This is a genomic window from Streptomyces sp. UNOB3_S3 (assembly GCF_020740895.1).
Taxonomy (GTDB): Bacteria; Actinomycetota; Actinomycetes; order Streptomycetales; family Streptomycetaceae; genus Streptomyces.
Map to the genome: position 1 here is coordinate 1 of NZ_JAILXP010000658.1, position 1,744 is coordinate 1,744.

A 1,744-nucleotide genomic window follows, 5' to 3' on the forward strand; every position below is an offset into this window, starting at 1 on the left:
CCCCTGACCCCCTCCACCCCCCTTCTCACGCCCTGCGGTCAGGCGGATACGGGCGCTCGGGCCCACGACCACGGCCCACTGGGCCGGCGCGGATTTCAGCCAACCGCGAACCTGGACGCCGAAGACCGGGTTCTCCCGGGCGAGCTGGGTCAGTCTCCGGTCGAAGCAGGCGGCCCCCTCGGGCGTGCGCGCCATCAGCAGTCCGGTGCGGTGCACGAGGTCGCGGGTACGGGCCTCGGTGCGCTCGGCCGCGCCGGCGGCCACCGCGCGCAGCAGGGCGTCGAGGACGGTGGCGTCGCGGTCGTACGGCCCGTACTCCTCGCGCTCCATCAGCACCTCGAGCAGCTCCTGGCGCAGCGGGCGCGACACGGCCGTGCCGGGGTCGGCGAGGACGGGCGCGAGGGCGCGGCGCACCTGGGGCGTCCCGGTGCGCAGCAGGTCGACGACGAGCGGGAAGAGCACGGAACGGGCGGCGGGGCCGTACTCCAGGCGGCGGTCGACGAAGTCGGCGGCGTTGGCCGCGCCTTCGGGGCGGTGGTCGACGTGCTCGCGCACCAGCGTGGTGATCCGGCGGGCCAGGGTGGCGGGGGCGGAGATCCCGGCGAGGGTGCGCAGCACGGCCGCGGGCCGCTCCCCCGGCTCGTACAGGCGCGCCCGGAAGACGTCGAGCACCTGGTCGGGGTGGGTCTCCAGGGCGGGGGCGAGCACGTCGGGCGGGAGGTTGAGGTCGCCCGTGGCGAAGGCGGCGAGGGCCTGCGGGAGGTGTTTGGCGCGGGTGCCGGGGTCGCGGACGAGCAGGGCGAGCGCGGTGCCGTGGAGGGTGCCCTCGTCGGGCCGCTCCAGGAGGGCGAGCGCGGCGTAGCGCAGCAGCTCGCGGTCGGCGGACGTGACGACGTGCGGGGCGGTGCGCAGCGCGTACGCGGCGGCGGCCACGTGGCGCTCGACGCGGTCGTCGTGGGCCCAGCGGTCGACGGCCCGGCACAGCGCGGACGGCTCGTCCTCGGCCAGGGCGGCCAGCAGTTCGTCGGCCCGGGGGTGGGCGGCCTCCACCAGCGCCTCGGTCAGGTCGTCCACGGCCCGGCGGCGGTGGGTGTGGAGGAGGGCCTGGGCGGCGGTGGCGACGGTGAGACGGACCCTGGCCCCGGCGGGGGTGATCTGGAGGGGGCGCTCGTCGGCGAACCAGCGGCACATGAGGGGCTGCGCGGCGCAGGGGTCGGCGGTGAAGAGCGTCACGACGGCGGTCAGGAACCGGTCGGCGAGCGCCGCGGGGGTGTCGCCGGACGTACGCCGCCGGGCGGGCGGGGCGGCGCCCCCGCCGCCGCGCTCCCCGGCGGGCGCCTCCGGCTCCGCCCGCTCCTCATGCACCTCCAGGACGATGGGCTCCATGGGCTCCATGGGCCCGATGGGCTGCTCCGCGGGCTCGCCCGTCTCGGCGGGCTCGTGGGCGCCGCCGGGCTCCTGCAGGGCGTCCTGCCGGGCGGCGGAACGGGTCCGGGCCCACGCGTCCGACCATCCCTCGCTGTACGGCACGTCGGGGTCGCGGGGCTCGTGGGGCTCGTAGGCCCCGGGGCGGGCGGAGGTGTAGGAGATGGCGCGCTCCTCCTCCGGGACGGCCTTCCGGGACCGCCGCCCCAGCACCGGGGGGCGCCCGGCGCCGTTCCACTCCTCCCCCGCGCCCCGCGCCTGGCCGGGTACGCGCGCCGTCCGGCCGGGCCGGGGGGCGCGCACGTCGCCGTACGCCCCC

1 pseudogene is annotated in these 1,744 nt (G+C 78.6%); it reads right to left on the reverse strand.

Annotated elements, in window-relative coordinates:
• Positions 1-1,744: pseudogene (locus K6I33_RS34780) on the reverse strand (hypothetical protein); the annotation flags it as partial.